At 49.2% G+C, this 3,664-nt stretch carries 4 protein-coding genes and 1 pseudogene; all 5 read left to right on the forward strand.

Features of this window, described 5'->3' with window-relative positions; translation table 11 throughout:
* On the forward strand, positions 1-525 hold a 525-nt coding region (gene def / locus ACXLDX_RS05315), incomplete at its 5' end, for a peptide deformylase (RefSeq protein WP_457576158.1).
* Positions 526-533: 8 nt separating this feature from the next.
* Positions 534-1,502: a methionyl-tRNA formyltransferase gene (gene fmt, locus ACXLDX_RS05320; RefSeq protein WP_457576159.1), complete on the forward strand. Its 969-nt coding sequence runs from the start codon at positions 534-536 to the stop codon at positions 1,500-1,502.
* A complete protein-coding gene (gene larC / locus ACXLDX_RS05325) occupies positions 1,499-2,686 on the forward strand; it encodes a nickel pincer cofactor biosynthesis protein LarC (protein WP_457576160.1) in 1,188 nt (395 codons plus the stop codon). Before fmt ends, larC begins: the two co-directional genes overlap by 4 nt.
* Before the next feature lie 2 nt (positions 2,687-2,688).
* Positions 2,689-3,141 (forward strand): phosphatidylglycerophosphatase A family protein, encoded by a 453-nt coding sequence (locus ACXLDX_RS05330; RefSeq protein ID WP_457576161.1) that lies wholly within the window; start codon positions 2,689-2,691, stop codon positions 3,139-3,141.
* 296 nt (positions 3,142-3,437) lie between these two features.
* Positions 3,438-3,664: pseudogene (locus ACXLDX_RS05335) on the forward strand (hypothetical protein); the annotation flags it as partial.

The raw sequence follows: 3,664 nt of genomic DNA on the forward strand, positions 1-3,664 counted from the left end.
ATCAGTTACGATACAATGACTATTCAAAAAATATACAAATACCCTGAACCGGTTCTGCGGAAAAAAACAGAGAAAATCACCGTCTTTGACAGAGAACTGGCAAACCTTGCCGACGACATGGCTGAAACAATGTATGATGCCCCCGGCATCGGTTTGGCTGCACCCCAGATCGGCCAATCTGTAAAACTCATTGTTGTTGATATTTCAAAGGATTGCGAAGAAGATCAGGAATTCATGGTTATGGCCAATCCGGAGATAACAGAACGGGAGGGTGAGCAACTGGACGAAGAAGGCTGCCTTTCAGTCCCTGAACTCACAGCCAAGGTCAAACGGGCCAGGAAAATCACCCTCTCCTACCAGGACCTGGAGGGTAATCCACAGGAACTGACCGCAGAAGACCGCTTTGCCGTTGTCCTCCAGCACGAAATTGACCATCTTAACGGTATTCTGTTTCTTGACCACCTCAGTTCTCTTAAACGAAATCTGTACAAGAAAAAAGTCAGAAAATGGCTGGCCAACAGATAGGAGAAACCATGTCCAGGCAACCTTTACGCATTATTTTCATGGGAACCCCCGATTTTGGCACATCAACATTGCGGGCCCTTCTTGAAGGCCCTGACGAAGTCGTAGCCGTGGTAACTCAACCGGATCGCCCGAAAGGCCGGGGCAAAAAACTGACCCCTCCACCGGTCAAACTGCTGGCAGAGGAATACAGGATCCCGGTCCTCCAACCGGCTAAAATAAGAACGGAGGAATTCAGAAACGGACTGCTCAGCTACCAGCCGGACCTCGTGGTCGTTACCGCTTATGGCCGGATACTGCCAAAACCGCTTCTTGACCTAGCGCCAATGGGCTGTATCAATGTCCATGGTTCTCTTCTGCCCCGACACCGCGGGGCGGCTCCCATCCAGTGGTCAATTCTCCGGGGAGACGGGAAAGTGGGAGTCACCATTATAAAAATGGATGAAGGAATGGATACTGGAGATATCCTGCTGAAAGCTGAGATGGAACCATCCCCGCAGGAAACGGCCGGCAGTCTTTTCAAAAAACTGGCTGAACTTGGCGGCAGGACCCTGCTCAAAGCGATTGAAGGGCTGAAAGACGGCACCATCGCACCAACTCCACAGGATCATGAAAAAGCCACTGAAGCACCCATGCTGAAGAAATCAGACGGCCTCATTGACTGGTCAAAAGAAAGCGATGAAATTGAACGATTTATACGTGGACTTGATCCCTGGCCCTGCGGCTTCACCTACCTGAAGGGAAAACGGATAAAACTGTTTGCCCCGGAAATTGTCTACCGCGACAGTGACAGCCCTCCGGGGACCCTGCTTGAAGTCAATAAAAACGGTTTGCTTGTCAATTGCGGGAAAAACACTCTTCTTATCAGGGAAATCCAGCCTGAAGGGAAAAAAAGAATGGTTGTGGAGGCATTCCTCTGCGGCAATCCCCTGGAAGCAGGAACGATTTTCTCCAGCCAGGACCCCGGTGAACAGCAGTGAGCAGGACGGCAAATGAAAAAATCTGTTACGCAGACTGCTTTTCCGGTATCAGCGGGGACATGTTCCTGGGCGCTCTGCTGCATTGTGGACTTGACCGGGAATTTCTGCTGAGTACTATCGACAGGCTTGATCTTGAAGAAATTGAATTCTCGGTGATCACCGAGCAAAAGTCCTCAATTTCATGCTGCAGGGTTTCAATACGCTCCAGGCGAAAACAGGAGCTTCGCACCCTGCCCGTCATACTCAACAGGCTTGAAAAAAGTGGGCTTGATGACACCATATGTTCAAAAGCGGCTGCTGTTTTTACAGCTATTGCCGAGGCCGAAGCACGAATCCATAATATGCCGGTGGAAAAAGTCCATTTCCATGAGATCGGTGCTGTTGATACCATAATTGATGTAGTCGGCACCCTTGCCGGACTCCACCATCTCTCTGTTTCATCTCTCTACGCCTCACCACTTCCCATGGGCCGTGGATTTATCAACTGTGCCCATGGAAAAATACCCCTGCCCGCTCCCGCTGTGACTGAATTGCTGCAGAAGATACCTGTCTACGGTGTCAATATTGACCGGGAACTTGTTACCCCGACCGGGGCTGCACTACTCAAGGTTCTGGCCGATGACTTCGGCCCCATGCCACCCATGACAATATCGACAACCGGCTATGGTGGGGGCAGCCATATTCTGCCGGGTGACCAGCCAAATCTGCTGCGACTGGTCATCGGCTATGCGGAACAGGTCAAAGAATGCCAGGAAGTACTGATCATTGAAACCAATCTGGATGACTGGAACCCCGAGACCTTTCCTTTTCTCTGCGAAAAACTGTTTGCCGGAAAAGCCCTGGATGTCAGCCTTACTCCCATTCTGATGAAAAAAGGCCGACCGGGATACTGTCTGCAGGTTATCTGTCACCCGGCAGACGGGCCGGGTCTGAAAAATACAATTCTTATGGAGACTTCTTCCATAGGTCTTCGTTTTCGAAAAGAATCAAGGCAGACCATGCCCAGGGAAACAGTGAGTGTTGCGACAGGCTGGGGACCAGTTAAAGCGAAAAAGGTTGAAGGGCCGGCTGGTCCTGTTGTCTATCCGGAATATGAAGAGTGCAGGAAAATCGCGCTTGAAAATAACGTCACCCTGCGGGAAGTCTATGACAGTGTGCGATGCGGAAAAGAAAATATTTTATAATCATGAATAAAATCATCATGGCCCTGGCCACCGGCTGCGGTGTGGGAATGATCCCCAGGGCACCGGGTACATGGGGTTCTCTGGCCGCCTTCATCCCCTGGTTTTTTATTAAAGATCTTTCACTTCCGGCCTACCTTCTGGTTCTGCTCTTCGTCTTTATTCTCGGCTTTTTTGTTTCCGGATCCGCTGAAAAAATACTGGATCGACCCGATGCCGGGTCCATAGTGATTGATGAGATCCTTGGTATGTTCATCACCCTGACACTGGTTCCGGGGGGAGTGGCCAGCTGGTTTCTCGGTTTTGCTCTTTTCAGGTTTTTCGATATCTTCAAACCCTTTCCCGTCTCCTGGTTCGACAGAAAAATCCATGGAGGCATAGGTATCATGATGGACGATGTCATGGCCGGAATCTATGCACTGGCTGTCCTGCAGCTTATCTATTACCTGGGTCCGTGACGGCTTTGTTATTATTTTTCGGGTAACAACTGGAAAAGTTATGATAAATTCATTAATCAAAATCGTCCTTGATTACCCATGAAAAGTGTCAGTCCAGGTCATTTTATAATCAGTATAATGTGATTTTTGAAATACGCCTGATAAAACAGGTCCAATCCCCAGAATCACAAATAACAGGCTGAGTTTCATAGGTAACCAGAAAATCGTTTGAAAAATTCACTCGCCTCCCTGCTGACAAATTTGCTGCAGATGCGATGCTCAATGATCCAGGCCTTAAAACAAACAGGAGTTCTAAATTGTCCCTTTTTAAAAAAGAAATAACTCCTTTGAAAAACTTCCTGCCTCTCCTGTTCTTTTTTCTTCTCTCAGCACCACCACAGCCACTTTCTGCTTCCCAGCCCACAGGCAGCTCCCTTCCTCTCTGGGAACTCAGGGTGGCGGCAACCTCAGCCCGTCTGCCCCACTACATGGGGTCCGATGAATACAGGAATTACTTCTTTCCCCTGCCCTACCTCATTTACCG

It is taken from the genome of Desulfomarina sp. (genome assembly GCF_054039375.1).

What these genes read in the sequence shown, in the direction of transcription:
- fmt (WP_457576159.1), top strand. Translation starts at nt 534, where the DNA reads ATGTCCAGGCAACCTTTACGCATTATTTTCATGGGAACCCCCGATTTT.
- ACXLDX_RS05330 (WP_457576161.1), top strand. Translation starts at nt 2,689, where the DNA reads ATGAATAAAATCATCATGGCCCTGGCCACCGGCTGCGGTGTGGGAATG.